General features: G+C 68.8%; 15 protein-coding genes. 9 read left to right on the top strand and 6 right to left on the bottom strand.

Annotation, left to right across the window (positions count from 1 at the left end; genetic code table 11):
• The first annotated feature begins 140 nt into the window (after window positions 1–140).
• The 6 genes from AB0G59_RS20220 to AB0G59_RS20195 all read left to right on the top strand — a co-directional run bounded on the left by AB0G59_RS20220 (window position 141) and on the right by AB0G59_RS20195 (window position 12,349).
• Entirely contained in the window at window positions 141–1,190 is a 1,050-nt protein-coding gene (locus tag AB0G59_RS20220; RefSeq protein WP_229353258.1) for a hypothetical protein, read from the top strand.
• Window positions 1,183–4,011, top strand: coding sequence for a DUF6603 domain-containing protein (locus tag AB0G59_RS20215; RefSeq protein WP_360913375.1), 2,829 nt, complete (start codon window positions 1,183–1,185; stop codon window positions 4,009–4,011). The genes AB0G59_RS20220 and AB0G59_RS20215 overlap by 8 nt, the downstream gene beginning before the upstream one ends.
• On the top strand, window positions 4,012–6,258 hold the full coding sequence (locus tag AB0G59_RS20210; protein ID WP_360913373.1) for a hypothetical protein: 2,247 nt from the start codon (window positions 4,012–4,014) through the stop codon (window positions 6,256–6,258).
• Between the two features lie 67 nt (window positions 6,259–6,325).
• Window positions 6,326–10,144, top strand: a complete 3,819-nt coding sequence (locus AB0G59_RS20205) for a hypothetical protein (RefSeq protein WP_360913371.1) — start codon at window positions 6,326–6,328, stop codon at window positions 10,142–10,144.
• The gene (locus AB0G59_RS20200) at window positions 10,141–11,196 is read left to right on the top strand and encodes a hypothetical protein (RefSeq protein ID WP_360913369.1); all 1,056 of its coding nucleotides are present in this window, start codon (window positions 10,141–10,143) and stop codon (window positions 11,194–11,196) included. Before AB0G59_RS20205 ends, AB0G59_RS20200 begins: the two co-directional genes overlap by 4 nt.
• Window positions 11,197–11,206: 10 nt before the next feature.
• A complete protein-coding gene (locus AB0G59_RS20195; RefSeq protein WP_360913367.1) occupies window positions 11,207–12,349 on the top strand; it encodes a hypothetical protein in 1,143 nt (380 codons plus the stop codon).
• Window positions 12,350–12,410: 61 nt separating this feature from the next.
• Here AB0G59_RS20195 and AB0G59_RS20190 read toward each other — a convergent pair whose 3' ends face one another.
• A complete protein-coding gene (locus tag AB0G59_RS20190; RefSeq protein ID WP_229353270.1) occupies window positions 12,411–12,620 on the bottom strand; it encodes a hypothetical protein in 210 nt (69 codons plus the stop codon).
• 354 nt (window positions 12,621–12,974) lie between these two features.
• Here AB0G59_RS20190 and AB0G59_RS20185 point away from each other — a divergent pair, with 354 nt between their 5' ends.
• On the top strand, window positions 12,975–13,817 hold the full coding sequence (locus AB0G59_RS20185; protein WP_360913364.1) for an IS5 family transposase: 843 nt from the start codon (window positions 12,975–12,977) through the stop codon (window positions 13,815–13,817).
• 35 nt (window positions 13,818–13,852) lie between these two features.
• Here the strand turns inward: AB0G59_RS20185 and AB0G59_RS20180 are convergent.
• The 5 genes from AB0G59_RS20180 to AB0G59_RS20160 form a co-directional block, all read right to left on the bottom strand.
• A protein-coding gene (locus AB0G59_RS20180; RefSeq protein WP_360913362.1) for an IS5 family transposase occupies window positions 13,853–14,667 on the bottom strand; the annotation gives its coding sequence in 2 pieces (ribosomal slippage) (window positions 13,853–14,323 and window positions 14,326–14,667; 813 coding nt in all).
• Between the two features lie 67 nt (window positions 14,668–14,734).
• On the bottom strand, window positions 14,735–15,532 hold the full coding sequence (locus AB0G59_RS20175; protein ID WP_360913360.1) for a hypothetical protein: 798 nt from the start codon (window positions 15,530–15,532) through the stop codon (window positions 14,735–14,737).
• A gap of 48 nt (window positions 15,533–15,580) precedes the next feature.
• A complete protein-coding gene (locus AB0G59_RS20170; RefSeq protein ID WP_360913358.1) occupies window positions 15,581–16,477 on the bottom strand; it encodes an ImmA/IrrE family metallo-endopeptidase in 897 nt (298 codons plus the stop codon).
• Complete coding sequence (locus tag AB0G59_RS20165) at window positions 16,474–16,881, bottom strand: helix-turn-helix transcriptional regulator (protein ID WP_360913356.1); 408 nt, start codon at window positions 16,879–16,881, stop codon at window positions 16,474–16,476. The genes AB0G59_RS20170 and AB0G59_RS20165 overlap by 4 nt, the downstream gene beginning before the upstream one ends.
• Window positions 16,878–17,138, bottom strand: coding sequence for an acyl carrier protein (locus AB0G59_RS20160; RefSeq protein ID WP_360913354.1), 261 nt, complete (start codon window positions 17,136–17,138; stop codon window positions 16,878–16,880). Before AB0G59_RS20160 ends, AB0G59_RS20165 begins: the two co-directional genes overlap by 4 nt.
• Before the next feature lie 123 nt (window positions 17,139–17,261).
• Here AB0G59_RS20160 and AB0G59_RS20155 point away from each other — a divergent pair, with 123 nt between their 5' ends.
• Both AB0G59_RS20155 and AB0G59_RS20150 read left to right on the top strand, forming a co-directional pair.
• Window positions 17,262–18,140: a nucleoside triphosphate pyrophosphohydrolase family protein gene (locus AB0G59_RS20155; RefSeq protein WP_360913352.1), complete on the top strand. Its 879-nt coding sequence runs from the start codon at window positions 17,262–17,264 to the stop codon at window positions 18,138–18,140.
• A gap of 783 nt (window positions 18,141–18,923) precedes the next feature.
• On the top strand, window positions 18,924–21,407 hold the full coding sequence (locus AB0G59_RS20150; protein WP_360913350.1) for a Helicase associated domain protein: 2,484 nt from the start codon (window positions 18,924–18,926) through the stop codon (window positions 21,405–21,407).
• The last annotated feature ends 451 nt before the right edge of the window (window positions 21,408–21,858 follow it).

Raw genomic sequence — 21,858 nt, 5'->3', positions numbered from 1 at the left:
GGGAAGGGGATGCGCCATACTCTGATGGATGGTGGGGCAATGGATTTCCAACCAGCGAAAGGAAAGTTTTGGAAAAAATTACGATTATTGCAATGTATCGCTATTGGCGTAAAGATGGGAGCCGTACCGAAGGAGCCGTCGTGGGATGGCTGCAGACCATCCGGACGGATAAAGGTAGCGTCCTGTTGGGGGGAGGGGACGATTATGTATCCACGGCGCAGGATCCCTCACCGACTGCTTCTGGCGCCGGCGATGAAAAGTTGTACGGTTTTTCCAGGTACGACAAAGTCGCACCGGACCAGAGTAACGGGCTGGCCTATATGAGGGCAGCTATGTTCGACCGCGCGGCAATGATGGAGATCGGTCGGAGCGGCGGCGGTGGATTCATCGACGAGCCCGCACGATCCGCTTGCTGTTTCGCTCAGGATGGGAACCTCTACGTGGGACTGTCCGACAGGGGTGACGTCAGGCTCTACACCGAGCCTGTCAACGGTACCCGAAAAGGGAGCAGGTCCCCGACGCACTACGATTTCAACAGCTCATGGTCGCAAGGCGTCACCGACCTGGCAGTAGGAAAAGCCGGCAGCAATAAAAAATTCTTTGCCCTCTCGGGTCACACGAATGGAGGAAACCGGCAGCTCTATGCAGGAGAAATGTCCGGTGGTGGATCATCCGCCGGTCTGCTGATCGACCCGACCATCGACGTGCATGCCAGCAGTAGATTCGTTGCAGTCGACGCATCGAGCAGCTACGTATTCGTGGCTGGAGACGGCACGCTTCAGCGCTTGAATCTGCTGAACAGCAAGGGAAGTCTCATCTCCTTCCCCAATGCGGGTACGTTGTGTTGCCCGCCGGTCTTCAGCGATAAATCCGGTACGGTCTACTGCTGCACGGTCGAAAACAACGGCGGAAAACTGCAAGCCGTGCGGTATGTGACAACTGACCCGTCCAGCAGAAAAACGCTCGACCTGACGTCTGCCGGCTCCTTGTGCGCGGGCGCGGCAGTGGACCCGGCTACCCAGAACCTTTGGGTGTTCCGTGGGAAGGACAGCGCGAATCTCGAGCTGTTCGAAGTCGACCCGACGACGCCGTCACTGTTGAAGACGTTCACGGCGTCTGCTGGCAAGCCGCCGGGTGTCCGCGACAACTGGGGCAACAGTTCCTGCTTCACGGCGCTTTTCAGTGACTGACGGTGTGTGGGACCAGCTGCCCACGGAGGCGGTGGCGACGCTGACCTCGGCGTCGCTGCGTCTGGAGTTCCCTTCCAGTGGAAAGGCCGGACTGGGACTCGCGTTGACGGGTACGGCCGACGGTCGCCAATGGCAGGCGGGAATCGCCTCGGCGCACCATGCGGCCGACGGCCGCATGACGCTGGCAGTGGCTGGTGTGGCACCGGCCATCTCGCTGATGGCGCTGCCCGTGGTGGGGCCGAAGATCCCGGTGAACGCCGCCGCGCTGTCGCGCCTGGCGCTCGTTGCCCGGTCGGGGACGAAGGCTCCTGGCAAGGATCTGGTGGATCGGCTGCAGTCACTGCTGAACGGTGCGGGCGGAAAAGCACTGCCGCAGCTGGACACCGCCCTCCTGGCGAAACGGGCATCGGTGGGCGCCGAGGTGAACATGGCCGGCACCCCGGTCAGGGTGTGGAGGGCGCTGGGCAGCGACGGTACCCGGGAAGCCGGAACTCCCGGCACCGCGGCCGAACTGCTCCCGGAGGATACGGCCGGACCTGATGGGGAACCGTCGCAGCCCCGTGCGCAGGGCCAATGGTGGGGTTCGGCGGCCGATGGGCCCTCGATCCCGGACGCGGAGGACAGCGGGACCGGGGAGGCGACCGGCACTGGGCGGGCCGTGCAGGCGGCGACGTGGGTGGACGTACGGCGGGCGCTGGGGCCGTTGCAGGTGCACCGGGTGGGCGTAGCCTACACCACCTCGCCCAAGCGCCTGTGGCTGCTGATCGACGCTTCGCTGGGGGCGGTGGGCCTGGTCTTCGACGCGGTCGGTCTGGGCATGGGGGTGGCGTTGGGCCGCTCGCTGGCGGTGGAGGGAACGCTGGACGGACTGGGCCTGTCGTATACGGCCGGTCCGGTGCGAGTGGCGGGCGCGCTCGTACGGGAGACGCGACCGAAGCCGCCGCTCCGACTGCTGGTCAGCGGGATTCTGGTGGTCACCACGCCGCAGATCGGGTTCCTGGCGGCCGGCATGTACGGGGAGATGACCGACGGCCGGGTCACGGTGTTCGTCGTCGGCCAGGTCACGGGACTGCAACTGCCGCTGGGACCGGTAGTGGTGACCGGCCTGCTGGGCGGCTTCGGCTACAACTCCTGTCTGGCCGTCCCGGAGAAGGCCGCCGAGGTGCCGCGGTACCCGCTGGTGGCGGGGATCGGCGACGAGAAGGCGATGCCGGTCACCTCCGGTGCCGCGGCGGTGCTGAAGAAACTCGGTTCGCTGGTCACACCGGCCGGCGACCACGTCTGGGTGGCCGTCGGCGCCCGGTTCACCGTCTTCAAGGTCGTCGAATGCTCCGCCGTGGTGGCCGTACAGGTGGCACCGGGGGACGTGATGGTGGCCCTGCTGGGGGTGGCCCGTGCCCGCTTTCCGCAGAACGACAACCCCTACGCCAGCCTGACCCTGGGACTGCGCGCCGTCTACCGGCTGTCCACCGGCGAACTGTCGGTCTCGGGGGCCCTGGATCCCGGCCAGTCCTACCTGGTGAGCAAGGACTGCAAGATCCAGGGCGAGTTCGCGGTGTGCACCTGGGTTCCACCCTCCGCACACACGGGCGACTTCGTGATCACCTTCGGTGGCTACCATCCCGCGTACCGGCCGTCTCCGCACTACCCGAAGGGCCTGGAACGGGTCGGGGTCAACTGGCAGCCCAGCAGTGCGGTCGTCGTCCGCGGTGAGGCGTACGCGGCGGTGACACCGTCCATGCTGCAAGTGGGCGGCATGCTGCGGGTGGAGTACTCCTCTTCCCGCGTATCGGCCTGGCTCCGGGCGGAGCTGCATGCCACCGTGCAGTGGGAGCCGTTCCGCTTCGAGGCCTTCATCGGCGTCACCGTCGGCGTGGAGATCCGGTTCATGGGCACCCACCACTTGGAGCTGGACGTCGAGCTGACTTTGTGGGGGCCACCGACCGGCGGGGTGGCCCATCTGAAGCTGCCGGTGGTCCCGGATGTGTACGTGCGCTTCGGCGGCCCGCGCCCGACCGCTGTCGACGCACTCTCCTGGGACGCCTTCCGCGGCAAGGTGCTGGCCGGGGCGACGCTGCAGGCCGGTGTGGCCGGCGGCCTCCTGCAGGAACAGCAGCCCGGCGAGGGCGGCAAGAACAAGACTCCACAGGTCGCCCTCGCGCAGCTGGCGCTGTCGGTGCGTACCCCGGCCCCTTGCACTCACCTGCAGGTCCGGACCGGAGACGGTTCCCACACCACGGTGGCAGGCACGCCGACGGCCACCGTTCCGATCCGCCCGATGAACAGGACGGCGGTCACGGCCGGATGCACGCTGATCCTGAAGGCGGCCACCGGGGCCGTGATCAGTCTCGCCCGGTGGGGCGTGGCACCCCAGCACGGCGGCCTGCCGGTCAGTGCCTGGGGCGCCCCTCTGGGCCCCTCCGCCTCCCCACCGGTCCGGCCTGACACGGAACTCCTGCCAGGACAGGTCATCGGCGCCAGGCTCGTGCCGCCACCGCCCACCCGCACCGATCCGCTCATCGGCCCGATCCCCAAGACCCGCCTGGAGGCGGAATCAGGGAGGAGCGGCCGCGTGCCCGGCCCGGACAACCCATCCGGCAGCAAACCCACCGACGGCAGCCGCGGCCAGGTCGCCTCGACCTTGGCCACGGAAAAAGCACGGCGGGCCCGGGAAGGGCTGTACGCGCGGTGGACGGCGCTCGGTCTGGCCCCCGGCACCGCGGCGATGCCGCCGCTGGACCCGTTGACCGGCTACGTCTCGCGCCTGTGGTCCACCGTGACCTGCGACCCGATGCTCGTCCCGACTTCTGGCAAGGACTGAATGACCGACCCGACAGTGGTGCACCCGGCCGCCCCCACGGACCTCGGTGTCACCTTCGCCAGTCAGGACCAGCCGGCCCTGAGCCCAGGCACGTACACCCTCACCGCCACCCAGCCGGTCAGTGAGGGAGCGACCGTGCTCGGCACCCTTTCCGACTCCCTCGCCTTCACCGTCGCCGCCCCGCGTTTCGCCCTGGAGCCCGCCGACATCGCGGCCGTCCACCCCCCGCCCACCGCGACGGGCCGCTTCGACATGACCCTGCCCCACGTGGTCCTGGAACACGGCGGACTGCCCTGGGCCCGGCCGCTGACCGCCGACCCGCAAACCCCCTGGCTCGCCCTGATCCTCGTCACCGACGACGATGTCCTGCCCAACCCCGACACCCGCGAGCCGGTCTCGGGACGCACCGTCAAAGACCTCCTCACGCCACCGAACCACTACCTCGCCCCTGCGCTCGACCCATCCCCTCCCATGGGCCTGTACGGCAGACCGTGCCGAATCCTGGACCTGCGCGCCGACGCCCTCGCCGACGTACTGCCGAAAGCCGGTGAGCTGCGCTGGCTGGCCCACGTCCGTGACGTAGCCGCCTCGCGGACCCAGACGGACGAATTCACCACCGGGCGCCGCGCCGTCGTCGCCACCAGCCGTTTCCCCCGCATGCCCGCCCGCCGCTACACGGCCGCACTGGTCTCACTGGAGGGCTACGCCGGCTACACCTTTCTCGGCGGCGACACCGCCGTGCCGGAAGGCACAAGAGCCGTCCGCCTGGCCGCACTGTGGTCGTGGTCCTTCACCACGGACCCGGCAGGCGGGACGGCCGTCAACAGTGACTTCCACGCCCTGGCACAGCAACTGGCCTCCGCCAGCAGCAGCGAGAACCTCCTGCGGCTGCCGCACGAGGCCGGATCCGGCGACGTCGCCCAGCACGTGGCCGCACGCCTGGCAGGAGGCTTCGTCCCGGTCGTCCACCGGCTGCCGACCGGGGAACACACCCCTGCGTGGTACCGCGGCCCCTTCACCGCCCGCCCCGCCCAGCCCCTGCCCGCAGGGCGTGAACCACTGCGCAGCGCGGACGCCGCACTCGTCTACCTCGAAAGCTTCGGCATCTGGGACGTCAGCTACGCATGCGCCTACACCTGCGGCCAGCTGCTCGGCGCCTCCCACCCCTCCTTGCTGCGCGCCCTGGAGAACCACCGGGCCCAGGGCCTGGCCGCCGCCCAGCGCACCTGCCGACCGGCCGGCGCCGGAGGGGACGCCCGCAGCCGATTCCAGAACCTGGTGGCGGGAAACCTGGCGCAGGCCATCGACACCGGCCTCAAAAGACGGACACCAGGTGACGCGTCCGCCCCGGACACAGGCTCCCCGGCCACCGACCCGCAGCGGACCTCCGCGGCCCGGGGCCTGGCCGGGCTGGAACGTGCCGTACACGCCCTGCTCACCCGGCCCACGAGCCCCGGCACCGGTGCGGAGACCGCCACCGGTGAGCTCGCCGAGGCCTTGCGGACGGTGGCCGAGGAACACGCCGACGCGGTGGCCGAAGCTTTCGGCCCGCCGGTGGACTGGATGTCACGGGTGCCCTTCGACCACTTGGTGCCGCACGCCGGGATGCTGCCCGAGCACAGCGCCCGCTTCTTCCACATCGACGCGCAGTGGATGCGGGCCCTGCTCGCCGGCGTCCGCAGCGTCGGGGCCGTCACTCGCCTCGACCTCTATCTCGACGGGCTTCTCGACGAGGTGCTGACCGCGCGGGGCGAGCCACGGCTGCCGGTCTTCGGAGGCCTGATCCGATCGCCTCTCGTGCGCTACTGGCCGGAGCTGATCGTGGAGGCCACCAAGAGCGGCAGCCCGGTCACCACGCACATCAGCCGACCGCTGCCGGACGCGATGCTGCTTCTGTGCGACGCCCGGCAGCCCGACAAGATCATCGTGCGCGAGCCTCCGCACGGCTTGAGCATGGGTATCGACAGCATGAGCGGCGACGGCGCGGTGAACCTGCGCAGGCCCCATGGAAGCGACATCGGCAACCCCCTGGCAGCCCAGGCCACCGGCATCAACCTCTGCAGACGGGGCACCAGCGCCCGCGCCAGTGAGGTGCTGCGCATCACGGAGGGCACCACACCTCTGACGGACAGGATCCAGTCCGCACTGCGCATCGCCCTGAACGACACCGGCTACACCCTCACCCCCGCCGGCCTGGCCCTGCAACTGCTCAACAGCGCAGGAATGCTCCAGTTCGTCCCCTCCTGACGCGGCCTGCGCCGCGGGAGCCGCCGCTGCCCGGAAGTCCGCGCCCCACAGCCAAGGAAGAGCCCCCATGCCCAGCCCCCCGGTCGTCATCGTCCCCATGACCGTCGATGGCCTGCTCGTCAACGCGGAGGTGGCCAACGATCCCTTCTGGAGACTGCCGCTGGCCTTCACCAGCGACTACAAAGACCCCGAACCCCGGCCCACCGATGCCGTGGAATTCGGCAAGAAGCCCGAGCAGCAGGGCGTCTACCTGCACTGGCATCTGCCGGAAGCCCTCGGCAAAGGGCGCATCGACCTGACCACAGGCCCGGACGCCGCCTTGCGGTACCCCACCGTTCCCAACCGATGGCTGATCCTGCGCCACTACCACCGCGACAAACAGCCCGTGACGGAGAGCCCCCAGGTGAACGGATGGCTGGTCTACAGCGACTACCTGTCCGCCAAATCGAGGAAGAAAGGGGGCGGCACCTCCAAGGTGGGCCGCAAGCAGCAGTGGATGGGATGCAACAGATCCCTGACCACCAGCGGCAGCTGGAGCGAACCGGGCGACCAGCGGGTGGCGCCACTGACCGCCCTCGGCCCGGGTCTGCCGGCCTTCGCCGCCTTCCAGCCCTACTGCGAGGACGTCTTCTCCTTCCACGACCCCCTGGCCGACGCCACCGGCAAGCCGGCCGCCCTCGACAACGGCAACCTCAGCTACCTGGTCGCCGGCTGGCACACCGCCGCCGACGACGACCCGGTCGCCGCCCGCCAGATCGACGACCTGCTCGCCTTCTTCTGCGACAGCACCACCACCGGCCGCGCCGAGCAGGCCCTGCGGCGCCTGGGCTGGAGCATCAGCCCCGCCCCCGCCTTCGCCGGCCAGGACCGTTCCCTGTACGCGGGCACCCTCCTCGGGCTCACCTGGGACAAGGCCAGGAAGCCCTGGCCGGACGAGCGCCCCGACGGACACCAGGACATCAAGGTGGCCATCGGGCACGACATGGCCGACGCCATGGCCGCCCTGGTCAAGGACAGCCTGCCTGCCCAGCCCAGCAACGGCATCGGCCACAGCGCCACGGCACCCTTCCACGCCTTCCACGCGGGGCACCTGTCCACCCTGGAAAAGGCCGTGGGCGCTGCCTACGAACCCGATGTGCTCGAGGCCGCCACCCACCACGACTGGTTCACCCCCAGCCCGGACGGCACTTGGTGGAAGCTCACCCGCACCGAGACCGCCGCCCCTCTCAGCCCTGACGACGAGGGAGCCGGCATCAGCCACGACCCGGGGCTGCTGGCCAAACTGGCCGCCCTGAACACGGCGCAACGCACCCTGGACCACCAGCAGTACGAGGTGGCCGTCCTGCGCCGCAAGGTGACCGACCTCTGGTGGCTGGTACACCTGCACGCCGAGGCGGAGACCCCTCCCGCCTTCGACACCGACAAGGCCAAGCAGCACATCGACCCCGGAAAGGACGGCCCCGCGAAGGACCTGGAGGCGGCCTTGGCCGCTCTGCCCGCTCTGCGCACCGCCCGTGACACCGCACGAGCCAAGCTGCAAGCCGCACTGCCGACCGGCTGGAAACTCACCTCCGGACCGCACGAGCCCTTCTACGCCCCCACCGACCCGACCCTGCTGATGCGAGGCGCCGGCACCCCCGTGAGCGATTCCCTGGCCCGCGAGACCCCCCTGCCCTGCCGCTACGCCGATCAGCCGGTCACCACCGCCTCGGTGACCGCCAAGGGCACCTCCCCGGCACGGACCTTCACCGCCCCGGCGAACGAACAACTCCCCCTGCCCACGCACTGGGACAACGCGGTTGCCTCCGCCCCCGAGGCCGCCCGCACGGCGTTGAAGAACCTGGCCCGCGAGCTGTGGGTGCTCCACCACGCCTCCCACTACCTCCAGCAGGCCCGTCACCTGACCACCGGAAAACGCCTCGCCGAGCAGGAGCGCCTGGCTAAACCACTGCCTGCCACCTGGCCTGCCGCCGACACGGTCTGGCAGCAGCCGTGGCGGCCCCTGACCCTGGCCTGGCAGATCACCTGCCAGGTGCTGCCCTTCGACACCGGCGGACAACAGACCTGGCGCTTCGACGGCAGCCGACGCCACCTTAAGGGCGACACCGCGGCCGTCGCCCAGTTCGACCTGCAGGGCCGCAGCCTGATCAGCGCCGTGCCCACCACCACCTTGCAGCGGCGCATCGACGCGCACTGCGCCACCTATCCGTACGACGCCCCCGCCGAGGCGTTCGCCGCCTTCCGCAAGCTGGCCGGTACCTGGAACCTCGCCTCTCAGAAGCTGACCGGACTGCGAGCCGCGCTGACCCACCGGACCGTCGGCTTCCTGACCTCCACCGCAGCCCCACTGCCCGACCGCCTCAAGCCCGCGAACACGCTGGTGCCCGATCCGTCCCGCGGCGCCTACCAGCCCGTGCAGGCCGCCCACGTCCGGCTCGGCCGCCTGCATGTCGTCGACACGTTCGGCCGCGGGGTGCTGGTCGTCCACGAAGGCACCGAGCAGAACTACCGCGTCCGCCGCTCCGAGAGCCTCATCAGCCGCCATGCCGTCACGGGAGAGCAGAACACCCACCGGTACGTCGAACTTGCCCCCCGATTGGTTCAGCCGGCCCGTCTGTGCCTGACACCGCTGTCCCACACCGCCGCCGTCGGCGACCTGGACAAGCCCATCGACACCGACAGCGACCCGATGCTGACCAAGGACACCCCTGTCGGCGGCTGGCTCGTCGCTCGACGCACCGGCCCCGGCGGCCACCCGGCCGAACACTGGGCCCTTGCCGTGTACGGGCCTGCGGGCCGGCCGCTGGGCGAGGTGCGTTTCCTGTCCGGCCCGGCCGAGGACAGCAGCCGGGACGCGGTCACCTGGATTCCCCTGCCCGGCTCTCCCTACCTGACGCCACAGTCCCTGCGCAGCCCCGCGTTCACCACGGCCCACCCCGTACTGGCCGGGTTCCTGCATGCCCTGGTCGACGAGGACCCCGACGCCATCGCCGGCGGCACCAAGCCCGCCACCGAACGCCCGTTCCGGATGACCGACCTGGCCCAGAGCGTGGAGGCCGGCCTGCTGTCCACCACCCGTCGGCCGGGCAGCGCAACCCTGGGCGCCAGCCTGGCCGCAGGCCGCCCCCTCGCCCTGGTACGCCTGCGGGTGCACCTGGAACTCGACGGCCCGCCACTGACCGACCCCGCCTGGAACAACGCCTTCAAAACGCCGACGGACAACGACCCCCGCTACATCAGCCGACGCTGGCCCGTCCGCCTCGGCGCCGGCGGGGACCGCACCGACGGACTGATCGGCTACTACACGGGCCCCCTGGCCTCACCCGGTGCCACCTCGTACACCACGTTCCACGCCGTCCACTGCCCGCCCGAACCGGCCTGTGACTACGTCGTCCCCGTTGTCGCCGGCGAGGAACTCGCGGTGGCCGCCCGGCCCCGCACGCCCCGGGTCGCGCCGGGCGACGCCGCCTACCTCACCACCCTGCTCGATCCCCACGCCCACATCAGCGCGTACACCGACATCCAGCCCGTCGCCCGCTTCCGCCTGCCGCCCCAGGCCGTCGCCGACCATCTGGGACGCCTCGCCCTCGCGGTCCGCCTGGGGCCCGCTCTGGCCCGGGTCCTGCCCGCGTCCACGCGACCCGGCATCACCCCGGTGCGGCCCCGGCTGACGCTGCCGACCCCCGACGCCGCCGGCCTCTGGGGCTTCACCGCACGCGCCCGGCCACCGGCCACGGAATGGGAGGACTACGCGCTCGCCGCGGCGAGCACCGAGGCCCGACTCGACGTCGGCCCTCCCGACGCCCACAACGGCTACCTCACGTGGACCACCCCACCACCCACCACGCCCCCGCCCATCGAAGGGGAGGAAGGCCACAGGCCATGACCGCCATTCCCACCGACTGCCGCGTCACCGTCACCCCCCGGACGCTGACCTGTGCCACGCCCGGGGGCCTGGAAACCGCCACCCTTCGCGTCAGTGTGAGCGCTCCCAGCCCCTGCCGCGGCATCCGCATCACCCTTCCCACGGGAGAAGCTCCCGACGACCTGACCCCGGCCACCGCCGGATTGATCACGTCCACACCCGGCTGGGACCTGGACACCTCGACACCCGGCACCCTCTTCGCCCGGCGCGAGCCCCACACCGACGGAACCGCCGTGGACCTCGACCTTGCCGGCCTGCTCGTCAGCGCCCAACCCGGCCCGGTCAGCTTCACGGTCGCCGCGACCCTGGACGACGGCACGGAACACACGACCACCCATCAACTGGTCAAACAGAGCAACAACTTCGCCATCGACCGTTTCGCACCCGCGAAGGCACAGGTCGGCTACGGCTCGTCGGTCACCCTCAGCTGGCAGGGCCCCAAGTCCAAACCGGCCTATTACCTGTGGCGTTCCGACGGAAAGACACCGAGCGATCCGAAGATCGAGCCGCAGGACAACAACGGCCAGTGCAGCTTCGAGGTGAAAGACCTGACCGACGCGGCCACCGCCTTCCTCCTCAAGGCCGCCGGAGCCCAGAACAAGGAAGCCCGGGCAGTGACCGCCGTCGCGGTCGCCGGCGGTGACGTCCGCGCCGGCAAGCTGTCCGTCAACGGCCGCACCACGTTGATGAAGACCCCGAACACCTTTCTGGACACCACCACCGCCGTGACGAAGACGTACACGTCCTCCACCGACGGCTTCCTGACCGCATCGGTGACAAGCACCCAGCACGGCGCCCGCGCCACCCTGACGATCACTGTTTCGCCCAGTGGCTCCCAGTCCCAGTCGGCGGTGGTACGCACCCTCAACGCCGATGCCGCGAACGTACCCGTCAACATTCAGCTGCCTGTCCCAGCCGACGCAACGCTCGAGCTGAAGCTCACCGGCAACAACCCGAGTGCACAAGCAACCTGGTTCCCCCTCGGCGGCGGTGCCCTCACAGAGAAGAAGTAGAGGAGTCCCCGTGCCCACCACCGGTGCCGAGAGTCCGCCACGCCTCACCTACACCTTGGTCCCCGACCACCTTGCCGCCACGGCGAAGAACACCGAACTCACGCTGAAGGCCGAGAACCGGACAGGCCGGACCGTCACCGTCTACCGCATCACGCTGCGGATTCCCCAAGGCTCCGGCGAGAAGGAGCTGACCGGCCAGAAAGCCGGCGACATCGGAATCAACGTCCCCGCCGACTGGGAGCCGTACCGCCTGGACACCACCCGGCAGCTGGAGATCGGCATCAAAGCCTCGGACGACGAGGGAATCGACGTCCCCCACAAGGCGAGCGTCTCGTTCACCCTCACCAGGCTCGCAGCCAACGGAGCCGAAGGCCAAGTCACCGTCACCGCCTGTGAGAAGCCGTCCGTCAGCGGCACCCCCCGCACCAGACCGATGTCCCTGAGCAAGACCTCGCCGGAATTCGTCTTCCGCGACTTCCGCCCCGACCCCTACATGGTCGACGCCGACCACCCGTCCACCAACCTGGTCTGGACGACGCAGAGACCGGCCCAGACCGACGCCGTCTACTGGCTCACCCACAGCACCCCGACCGGCGAAAGCCCCCGCGTCAACGTCTCCAACGTGACCAGCTACGCACTCAGCCCCCTCCATGACACCATCTGTCTCCTGAAGGCCGAACTCACCCCGAAGAAAGGCCCCGCTGTCACGGCTTCACTGACCAGTACCGTCCTCGTCGCCAACTCCGCGGTCCAGGCCGCCCGGCTCACCGCCGACCGCGCCGTCAGACTCCTGAACCGTCCCCTCGCCAACGGCGGACCCGTAACCGGCTACACCCCCAGCGACTGGCGTGCCAAGCCCATTTCCCCCGCGGAGCGCATCACCACCGACACCGACGGACTGCTCCTGGCCACCGCCCGTTCCCAGGACAGCGGCAAGGCCGTCACCCTCACCCTCGACCTGCACAAGGGCCCGACGTCCCTGTGCACCATGACCACTCAGGCAGGACTGACCGAACAAACCCTCTCGCTCCCCGTTCCCGCCGACCACGCCGTCGCCGTGATCACCAGCGTCTCGGCCACCGACCCCGACAACAAGTGGTACCTGGTCACCCTCGACTGGCGCCCCTTCGGCGGCGGCCGCCTCACCAGGTGACGCATCCGCCGCCGCGCAAGCTCCGTCATCGCGCGCCGGGAGCCTTTGGCACGCGCAGCCGTCAGCCCTTGTTCTTCTTGTGCGCGTAGGTCAGGAAGAGGTGAGGCATCTGGCTGATCACACCGAACAGCTCGGCTACGCATGCGGCGCCCCGTCCGACCGCCCCGCCTACGCGCGGCGGCGCCGCGTACTGGGTGTCGCCGATCGCGAAGACCCTGGAGAGACTGGTTCCGGTGGAGGGAACCCGGGCGGCCTCGACGGCCTTGGCCACGGCTTCCTCGAGCTTCTTACCCGTCAGCTCCTTCGCCTCCGCACGCTTGCGAGCCTCCGCCGCCGCCTGCTTCAGTGTTGGACATGCACAGCAGGTTGCCCTGCTCTCCGGTCGAATGGAGTCGGCTGTCTGGCATAGGGGGCGGTTGCCGCTTGCTCACGGTGCCTTGCGCAGGTGTTCCTTCTGCCGGTGGCCGGTTGCTTGCGCCCGAGGGGTTGCTGCGGGCGAACTCCGCGGATTCATCCTGTCCGTACTCGAAGCGCAGCGTCGATCGGTCGCATTGATAGAGGGTGTCTGAGAAGTCCCGTTCAGGGTAGGTGACTTGGCAGTCCTGTCTGGGGTGGGAGGTCGGGGATGACTGACCTGCGTGCTGCGTATCCGACGGACTTGTCTGATGCCGAGTGGGTGGTGCTCGCGCCGCTGATTCCGCCACCGAAGGCAGGAGGCAGGCCGCTGAAGCATTCGCGACGCGAGGTCATTGATGCGCTCGCGTACTGGTTGCGGGCCGGCTGTGCCTGGCGGTTGCTTCCGCATGACTTCCCGCCGTGGCAGACGGTGTACCACTACTGGCGGGTGTGGAGGATCGAGGGGCGCTGGGAGGAGATCCTGGCTGCTCTGAGAGTGCGGGAACGTGCTGGTCAGGGCCGCGATCCGACGCCGAGTGCGGGTGTGCTGGACAGTCAGAGCGTCAAGGGCACTGAGCGGGGTGGCTGGCATGGGTACGACGGCGGCAAGAAGGTGTACGGCGTCAAGCGACATCTGATGGTGGATACCCTCGGGCTGGTCCTGGCGGTGTGTGTCAGTCCCGCGAATGTGGGTGACCGGGACGGTGCTGAGGTGCTTCTCGCCCGGCACGCTGGGAAGTTTCCGCGTCTGCGGCATCTGTGGGCCGACCAGGGATACCGCGGCAGCGACTTCCTGGACGGGATCCGCGAGACCACCGGGATCACCATCCAGGTCGTGCGGCGTCGCGATGGCGGATTCCGGGGCACCTGGGTCCGGGCCGGCGACACACCACCCGCGGTGTCTCTCTTCTCGGTCGTGCCCCGCCGGTGGGTGATCGAGCGGAGTTTCGCCTGGCTGGGACGGTACCGCCGCTTGTCGAAGGACTACGAGTACCTCGCTGAAAACTCGGAGAGTGCGGTCTACCTCGCCACCATCATGCTGCTGCTTCACCGGGTCGCAGTTCCCACCTGAACGGGACTTCTCAGACACCCTCTACAGTAGAACTGCTATCGGAATGACTTCAGGCGTCGCCAACAGATGAGTGAGCAGGCGAGGCTGAGGAAGGCTTCGTGGATGTCGTCGCGTACTTCCCAGCGGATCCGCAGTCGGCGGAACCAGTGGAGGTGGGCGAAGGTGCGCTCGACGACCCACCGGTGGGTGCCGAGGCCGGATCCGTGGGGGACGCCGCGTCGGGCGATGACGGGTTTCACGCCCAGGGCCCAGGCGAGACGTCGGTACTTGTCGTGGTCGTAGCCGCGGTCTCCGAGCACCGTGTCGGGCCGTCGACGGGGGCGGCCGCGCTTGCCGCGGACCGGTGGGACGGCCTGGAGTAGGGGGATGAACTGGGTGACGTCGTTGCGGTTGCCGCCGGTCAGCGTGGCTGCGAGCGGAATGCCGGTGGCGTCGGTGATCAGGTGGTGCTTGCTGCCGTTCCTGCCCCGGTCAACGGGGCTTCGTCCTGTCTTGGATCCCCTTTTAACGCGCGTATGTGAGAGCCGTCGACCACGGCACGGGAGAAGTCCAGAGCGCCGGCTCCGCGAAGCCGGGCCAGGAGGGTCTCGTGCAGCCGGGGCCAGACGTCGGCCTCGGTCCACTCGGCCAGGCGCCGCCAGCAGGTCATGCCTGATCCGAAGCCCAGTTCCTGCGGGAGGTGTTCCCACGCGATCCCGGTGTGCAGGACGAACAGGATGCCCTGGAACACCAGCCGGTCCGGATGCCGCTTCCGCCCAGGATGACGAACCCGACGCTCCACCCTCGGCAACAGCGGCTCGATCACCGCCCAGAGCTCATCATCCACTTCCCACGGCTTCCGCCGAGCCACCCCGCACCCCCAGATCGACAGTCCCGGGACGATCCAACCACCCCAAAGGTCATTTCGTTAGGGGTTGTTATGCCGCCATGCGGCCGGTGCCGGTCAGCAGCGGACGCAGCTTCGTGACGGGGCCGTCCAGGCGGGCATGGCCGGCCACCACGGTCAGTGTCCCGCAGGCCAGTCCGGCCTGCTCGGCGATGTAGGCCAGCAGACGGCCCAGGCCGAGATAGTTGCCGTAGGCGCGCTCGAACATGAAGTGGCTGCGGTACATGGCCGCGGCGTGCACGCGCCGGTCGCGGTCCAGCTGGAGGGAGATGTGGTTCAGGCAGGGGAAGCCGATGTAGCTGTTGTCCTTCCCGGCGGTGTGGATCAGCAGGTCCGCGCCGCTCTCCTCCTCCACGTTCATGTCCGCGGTTGCGGCCAGGTCGATCTCGTATCCGGCGGCTATCTTGGCGCCCGCGGCCTGGGTCCGCAGGCGACCGATGACGGTGCCGAGCTGGTCGACGCCGTCTTTGGACACTGCCGGGTAGGAGACCAGGCGGCCGAAGTAGGTGCCTCGGTGGTTGCCCGGATACCGCTTGATCGCCGGATACATCCGCCGGTAGCGCTCGGCGAGGGCACCCGGGCTTGCGCTCCGTGCCGCCACGGCCGCGGGAAACAGGGTGCTGGCCACGGTCTCCAGTGGCCACAGCCCGTGTGCGGTGCGCAGCCGGTCCAGTTCGGCGCGGAACACCGGGTCGTCACGCGTCGGCTCGGCGATGCGCACCACCGTGTGCAGGCCGGTCCGGCCCGGGTTGTCCTTGCGGTCCAGCTTGTTGCAGGCGGCCACCCAGGCCTGGGTGACGTCGCGTTCGGCCACGGTGAAGCTGTGCATCAGTCCTCCTGACACCTTCGGGTGCGATCCGGGGAGTCGAGCTTGAACTCAGGCGGGCCAGGTTTCGTCCAGTCCGGCACGCGGCGCCTCGCGTACCACCTCCAGCCGCACCGCAGTGCCGTGCCCAGGCACCGCGACCTCGATCAGGCCCCGTTCACCTGGCGCGAGTTCGTCGGTCACCACGGCGCTCGCCAGCGCTGTCGTGCCGTCAGTGGTCCACGGCTCCAGCCCTTTGGGCAGGACGTCGAAGACCGCGTTGTCCAGGTGCAGCACGAGCACATCGCCCGCGTCGGCGTACACCGTCTGCTCTTCGGAGCGTGCCGTGATCACGTGAACCTGGGCGTGCGCGGGCAGTGAGGCGCCTCCTGCCAGCGAGCTGCGCAGATCTCCGGGAGGGATCTTGGCCCACTGGCCGGCCCGGCTGGCATCCAGCAGCCGGAGGTTCACCAGGTGACGTACCGTCCCGGCGTACGACGTGCCCAATTCGCGCGCCAGCCGGTAGGCATGCTCGGGGCGGGACGGCCGGCTGCCGCAGATCCTCTCCAGCGCCGACCGCACCGCAGGCAGGGGCATCAGGAACCACGCTGCGAACGCCTCGGCCGTCTTCTCCTCCTCGGGCCAGCTGCCGTTGCCCCAGCGGAGCGCGGGATCGAGCTCCTGGTCGGCCGCGGTGCGGTGGCCCAGCCGGTGGTGCCCCAGCTCGTGTGCTGCCGTGTGCCGTTGGGTGGCCGCGTTCAACGAGGCGTTCAGCAGCACGGCCGGCCCCTTGTCGGCAGGGGAGTAGTACACACCGAACAGGCGGGGCATCGGCTGCGCCATGCCGATCACGTCCGCCGCTCCCAGCGCCCGGTGCACGTGAACGTAACGGGTGCGGTCGATGCCGAGGTCGCGGTGCGCTTGGACGGCGGCGATGGACGCAATACGGTGCGCTAAGACCCAGTTCACGCCGTCGGCCTCCCGCCGTCGGCGTCCTGCTCCTCACGTTCTGCTGCGCGCCGGAGCGTGAGGTACTCGGCGAACTCCAGCACCGTCTTGGCGTCGCCGTCGGTCAGCTGGGCCAGCGCCCGCGGCAAGCCCGCTAGCGCGTACTCGCTGGCATCGGCGTCCTTCTCCTCGGCCAGGAAATAGGCGACCGGCTGCCGGTACAAGCGCGCCAGCTTCTTCAACTCCAGGCTGTCCACACGTCGTTCGCCGCGCTCGATGTCACTGATGGCCGAGCGGGGGATGCCGGTGGAGTCCGAGACGAACTGCTGGGACATGTTCAGGTAGTCGCGGGTCTTCTTCAGCCGTTCGCCGAGCCGCACCATCTCAGGGTCGCGGTCACGGTTGTCGGTGGGGGGAGGGGTCATGACTGCTGCCTTTCAATGATGGCGTCCAGGATCGCCGCGGCGAATGCCCGCACCGACCTGGTGGCCTGGGCTGCTTCCCGATCTGCGGGAATGGCGACGTGGTAATGCTCCTCGATGCGCGTGAGTATCTCGACCGCCAGCAGCGAGTCCACGGGCAACTCCCGCCCGCCCTGCTCGAGTTCAGCGCGAAGCTCATCGGGGGAGACACCCTCGTGCTCGGCGATGAAGTCGATGACGAGCGAGGTGATGTCGTCCATGGTCGGTGTGTCTGTGTTCGGCAACTCTCCCCAATCGTCTGCATTTCCAACGGCGCTGTCGTAGCATACGACATGCTGTCGGGAAAGCCAACAGAGCTGTCCCAAGATCGGACAGGTGTGAGAGTGGATTTCAAGCGCTACCAACAAGCAGCCGTCAAGACCCTCCAGCCCCCCGCCGAGGGCACCGACCCCGTCCTCGTCCCCCTCCTCGGCCTCGCTGGCGAGGTCGGATCCCTGACCACCGCCTACAAGAAATTTCTGCGTGACGGGCCGGCCTTTGAACAGGGCAAGCACCAGTTACGCGAAGAACTCGGCGACGTGCTGTGGTACGTCGCCGCTCTCGCCCACCGCTTCGGACTCAACCTCGACGACGTCGCCGCCGCTAACCTGGAAAAGACCAAAGACCGCTGGCGCCCCACCCCCCACGACGAACACGCCCCTTTCGACGCCAACTTCCCCGCCCACGAACAACTGCCCCGACAGACCTCACTCACCTTCACGCCCACCAAGACCGACGACAGCCGCACCGTCGTCATCCTCACCCGAGAAGACGGAACCCCCGCCGGCGACCCGCTCACCAGCGCCTCCCACGTCGAAGACGGCTACCGATTTCACGACATCTTCCACCTCGCCCACGCCGCCATCCTCGGCTGGTCCCCCGTGACCCGCTTCCTGCTGGGCCGCAAACGCAAGAGCGACCCCCGGGCCGATGAAGCCGAAGACGGCGGCCGCGCCATCGCCATCGAAGAAGGCATCTCAGCCCTCGTCTTCTCCTACGCAGCCCGCCACCGCTACCTCACCGACATCACACACATCGACCAAGAACTCCTCGCCACCATCGGCCACATGACCGCCCACCTTGAGGTGAGCGTCTGCCGCGCCGCAGACTGGGAACACGCCATCCTCACCGGCTACACCGCCTGGCGTCAGCTCCGCGACCACGACGGCGGCACCGTCCACCTCGACCTCGACCAACGCACCCTCACCGTCACCCAACCCTGACAGCTGCTGCACCCACGAACGTCAGCACCGAAGCCCGCGCGACACCTGCAGCTGAACCGAGAAGGTCGACCACAGACCACCACTACCTCGCCTTTGAAGACACGTCTCCTACTAGAAGCACCACCGCTGCGCGGCGTGTTCGTCCCTCCATGGCCGCCGCGCACCCAGGGCACGCGACGATGAACGGTGATGCCCGAGGAATGAGCTTGCCGGAGGGGACCGTGGAGAAGACCGTGACCGGCGCTGACCATGTGCACACTGCGGCCATGGTCCGCCGTCGGCAGCGCATGTTCGCGCCGCCGTCCGAGTTGCACCCGCACCTCGCGACGAAGGACGACACCACCCTGGTGGACCAGTTGGTCTACGCGACGGTCGACGAATGCCCTGACCCCAACTGCCGCCCTCTGCTGCTCGACCGCGTTGCGGCCGACGCGGCAGCGACGCGGAAGCTGGTGGAGTGGGCCCGCAACATCGCCACCGAGATGTACGGCGGGCTTCCCGCAAAACTGGTAGAAGAAGACGAGGCAGCGACCACCGTCTTCCACCCCTCGCCCGTCTTCTGCCGACTCGCCGCGGAGTACCTCAACCCCGGGTCGGCCTTCACCACACTGTTCGCCACGTATGACGCTGCTCAGCGCCGTCAGGTGGCAGACAATGCTGTCGCTCTGGTCGACGGATTCCAGGTGTGGTGGACCGACTTCCTTTACCAGTTACCTCCCCTCCCGCCCCTGCGGGAAGATGGCCACCGAACGCCCCTTCCCGCGCGAGTTGAGGTTGCACGCGATGCCCACCAACCCCGAGCCCGCCGCGATGACACCCCAGACCACCCCCGCCGTCGTCCGCCGTGCGCTGCGCCCCGATCAGCAGCGGGCGGTGGACAGCGGTGTACGCGGCCTGAGGAAGCCCGGGAGCCGCGGGCACATGGTGTCCGCGTGCGGTACGGGCAAGACGTTGATCGCACTGCGCACGACCGAGGCTCTCAAGGTCCGGTTTTTGCTGGTGGTGGTGCCCTCCAGGGATCTGATCGGCCAGTGGGCGGCGGCGGCCCGCGCGGACGGGCGGCGCGAGGCGTTGATGGCGGTGTCGTCGCTGAACGCGGACAGGCATCCCGTGCTGGCCGAGGCCGGGGCAGCATCCACGGGGTCGGGGGAGTACCTGGCGTACTGGCTGACTCAGCGCGCCAAGAAGAACGAGCGGGCGACCGTGTTCGTGACCCTTGACTCCCTTCCGCGGATCGAGGAGATCCAGCACTCCGTCTTCCCCGCGCCGGTTTTCGATCTCACGATCATTGACGAGGCGCACCGTACCGCGGGCAGTTGGGACAAGGAGTGGACGATGGTCCACGACTCGTCCCGGATCCGCACCGACCGCCGCTTGTATCTGACCGCGACACCGCACGAGTGGGAGGCGCCACGTCTGGCCGAGCCCCCAGATACCCGCCCACGCCCGAAGTACACCGCATCGACCGTGCCCGCCTGGGAGTCCCCGGCCCTGATCGCCTCGATGGACGATCCGAAGGTGTTCGGCCCCCGCCTGCACACCTACACCCACGCCCAGGCGATCGAGGACGGCGTCCTGGCCGACTACCAGCTCCTGATCCCCACGATCACCGACGCCGACCTGCGTACCGTCCTGGCCGATCCCGACCGTGCGCACACCGGCTTTGCCCCGACCGCGCGCCGTACGACCGCCCTGCACCTGGCCGTCCTCAAGGCGATGACCGAGCACGACCTCCGCCACGTGATCGTCTACTTTCAGCAGGTCGCCGACGCAGAAGACTTCGCCCGCCAATTCGGGCACACCCTGCGCACCCTCCCACCCGACCGACGCCCCTCCTGGGCGAGCACCTTGTCCGTCTCCTCGATCAACGGCAACCACACCGCCGACCAACGCACCACACTCCTGGACGACTTCGCGAATGCCGACCGCGCCGTCATCACCAACGCCCAGGTCCTGTCCGAGGGCATCAACCTGCCGGCCGTCGACGGGATCGTCTTCGCCTCCCGCACCGAGAGCGTGCGCCGCATCGTCCAGGCCCTGGGCCGCGCCCTGCGTAAACCTCCCACCGTCGACGTGAAGACGGCGAGCCTGGTCATCCCCGCCTACACCCCGCCCGACGCCGATCCCACCGACCTCCTCGGCACCCCCTTCGAAGCCCTCTGGCTCATCACCGCAGCCCTGCGCCACCATGACCAGACCATCGCCGCCCGCGCCCCCCGCAAGAGCACCGCGCACCGCCTGGACGAGATCACCCACCGCCTGATCACCCGCCGGTTCCGCTTCGACTTCACCCTCGACCCCGGCACGATTGCCCACGCGATGGACCTGCTGGCCTGGCCGTCGACCGGCGCGGTGCTCTCCGCGCCCCGCCGCGCGGGCCTGGCCGCTGCCCTCCGCTATCACGCCGAACACGGGCACCTGAAGGTCCCGGTCGACTACACCGACGCCTACGGCTACCGCCTGGGAGCCTTCATCGCTGGCCAGCGCACCGCCCACCGCCGAGGAACCCTCCCCCGCGACTGGACTGCCGAACTCGACGAGCTCGGCATGATCTGGGATGAGCACGAGGCCGCCTTCGAAGGCAACATGACCCTGATCGAGGCATTCCACACCGAACACGGCCACCTCGCCATCCCCGCCCAACATTCAGGCGGACAGTTCCTTGTCGACCAGCGGGGCCTGGCCCGGAGAGGCCAACTCCCCACAGCTCGCCATGCCCGCCTCACCGCCCTCGACTCCAACTGGACACTCCCGTACGGACCCGACTGGCACCGCAAGTACCACCTCCTGGCCCGCCATATCCGGACCGGACACGACCCAGCAACTCTGCGCCTCGACACGGTGATTGACGGCATGAAAGCCGGCACCTGGCTGCACCGTCAGCTCACCACCTGGAGCACCCTCGACGACGGCCAACGCCGCCTCCTGGCCCGCATCGGCCTCACTCCCACCCACATCACCCTGACGAAGAAGAAGACCCCCACCGCCCCCAGCACTCCCAAGGTCAGGAAACGCCGTTCCTTCGAACAGACCGCCACGCTGCTGCGCGCCTTCATGGAACGGCACGGCCGCCCTCCAGGTGCCCGGGAAGGGATCGACGTCGACGGAGAGCGCGTGATGATCGGACCCTGGCTCTGCAAGATCCGCACCAGCCAAAAGAACGGTCAACTCTCCGAGAACAGAAGCCAGTTGATCCAGAGCATCCTCTGCGAAACCGACATCGCTCCTTTCGAAGAGGAGCGCCCTGAGTTCTCAGAGATCCCGTAACTTTTCTTCCCACGATACCGCTAAGGAAGCACACCAGAAGTGCCCCTGTAGGGACCCTGATAGGGGAGCGGTTCGGGCCTGACCTCTCGCGCAACCTCGGCACGAGAACGGCTCGATCACCTGTGGGTCCAGTAGGCCCAAGCCCTCCTGCGCGGATCATCCCCGCCCCATTTTCGCTGCCAGCTCCAGGAGTTCGCGGAGCGAACTCCGTCGAGAGACCGCGGAGCGGGATCTCAAAGGCTCGGTTCGCGAAGCGAACCGAGCTCCGGCCGCGGAGCGGCCGGCCTGCGTCACGGAGTGACGCAGCGTCAGCGGTGCGGAGCACCGCGACGTATCCGTCGCGTAGCGACGGCGCGTCGTCTTCGCGGAGCGAAGCGCGCGCGTGGACCTCCAGGCCCAGCCGGGGCGCGTCGTGCAGGGAGGCCCGCAGGGCGGCGTCCCCGATGAGGAC

It is taken from the genome of Streptomyces sp. NPDC021096 (genome assembly GCF_040641275.1).
Lineage (GTDB): Bacteria > Actinomycetota > Actinomycetes > Streptomycetales > Streptomycetaceae > Streptomyces.
The sequence above is the reverse complement of the archived record's forward strand: the minus strand, read 5'-3'. Positions and strand labels throughout refer to the sequence as shown.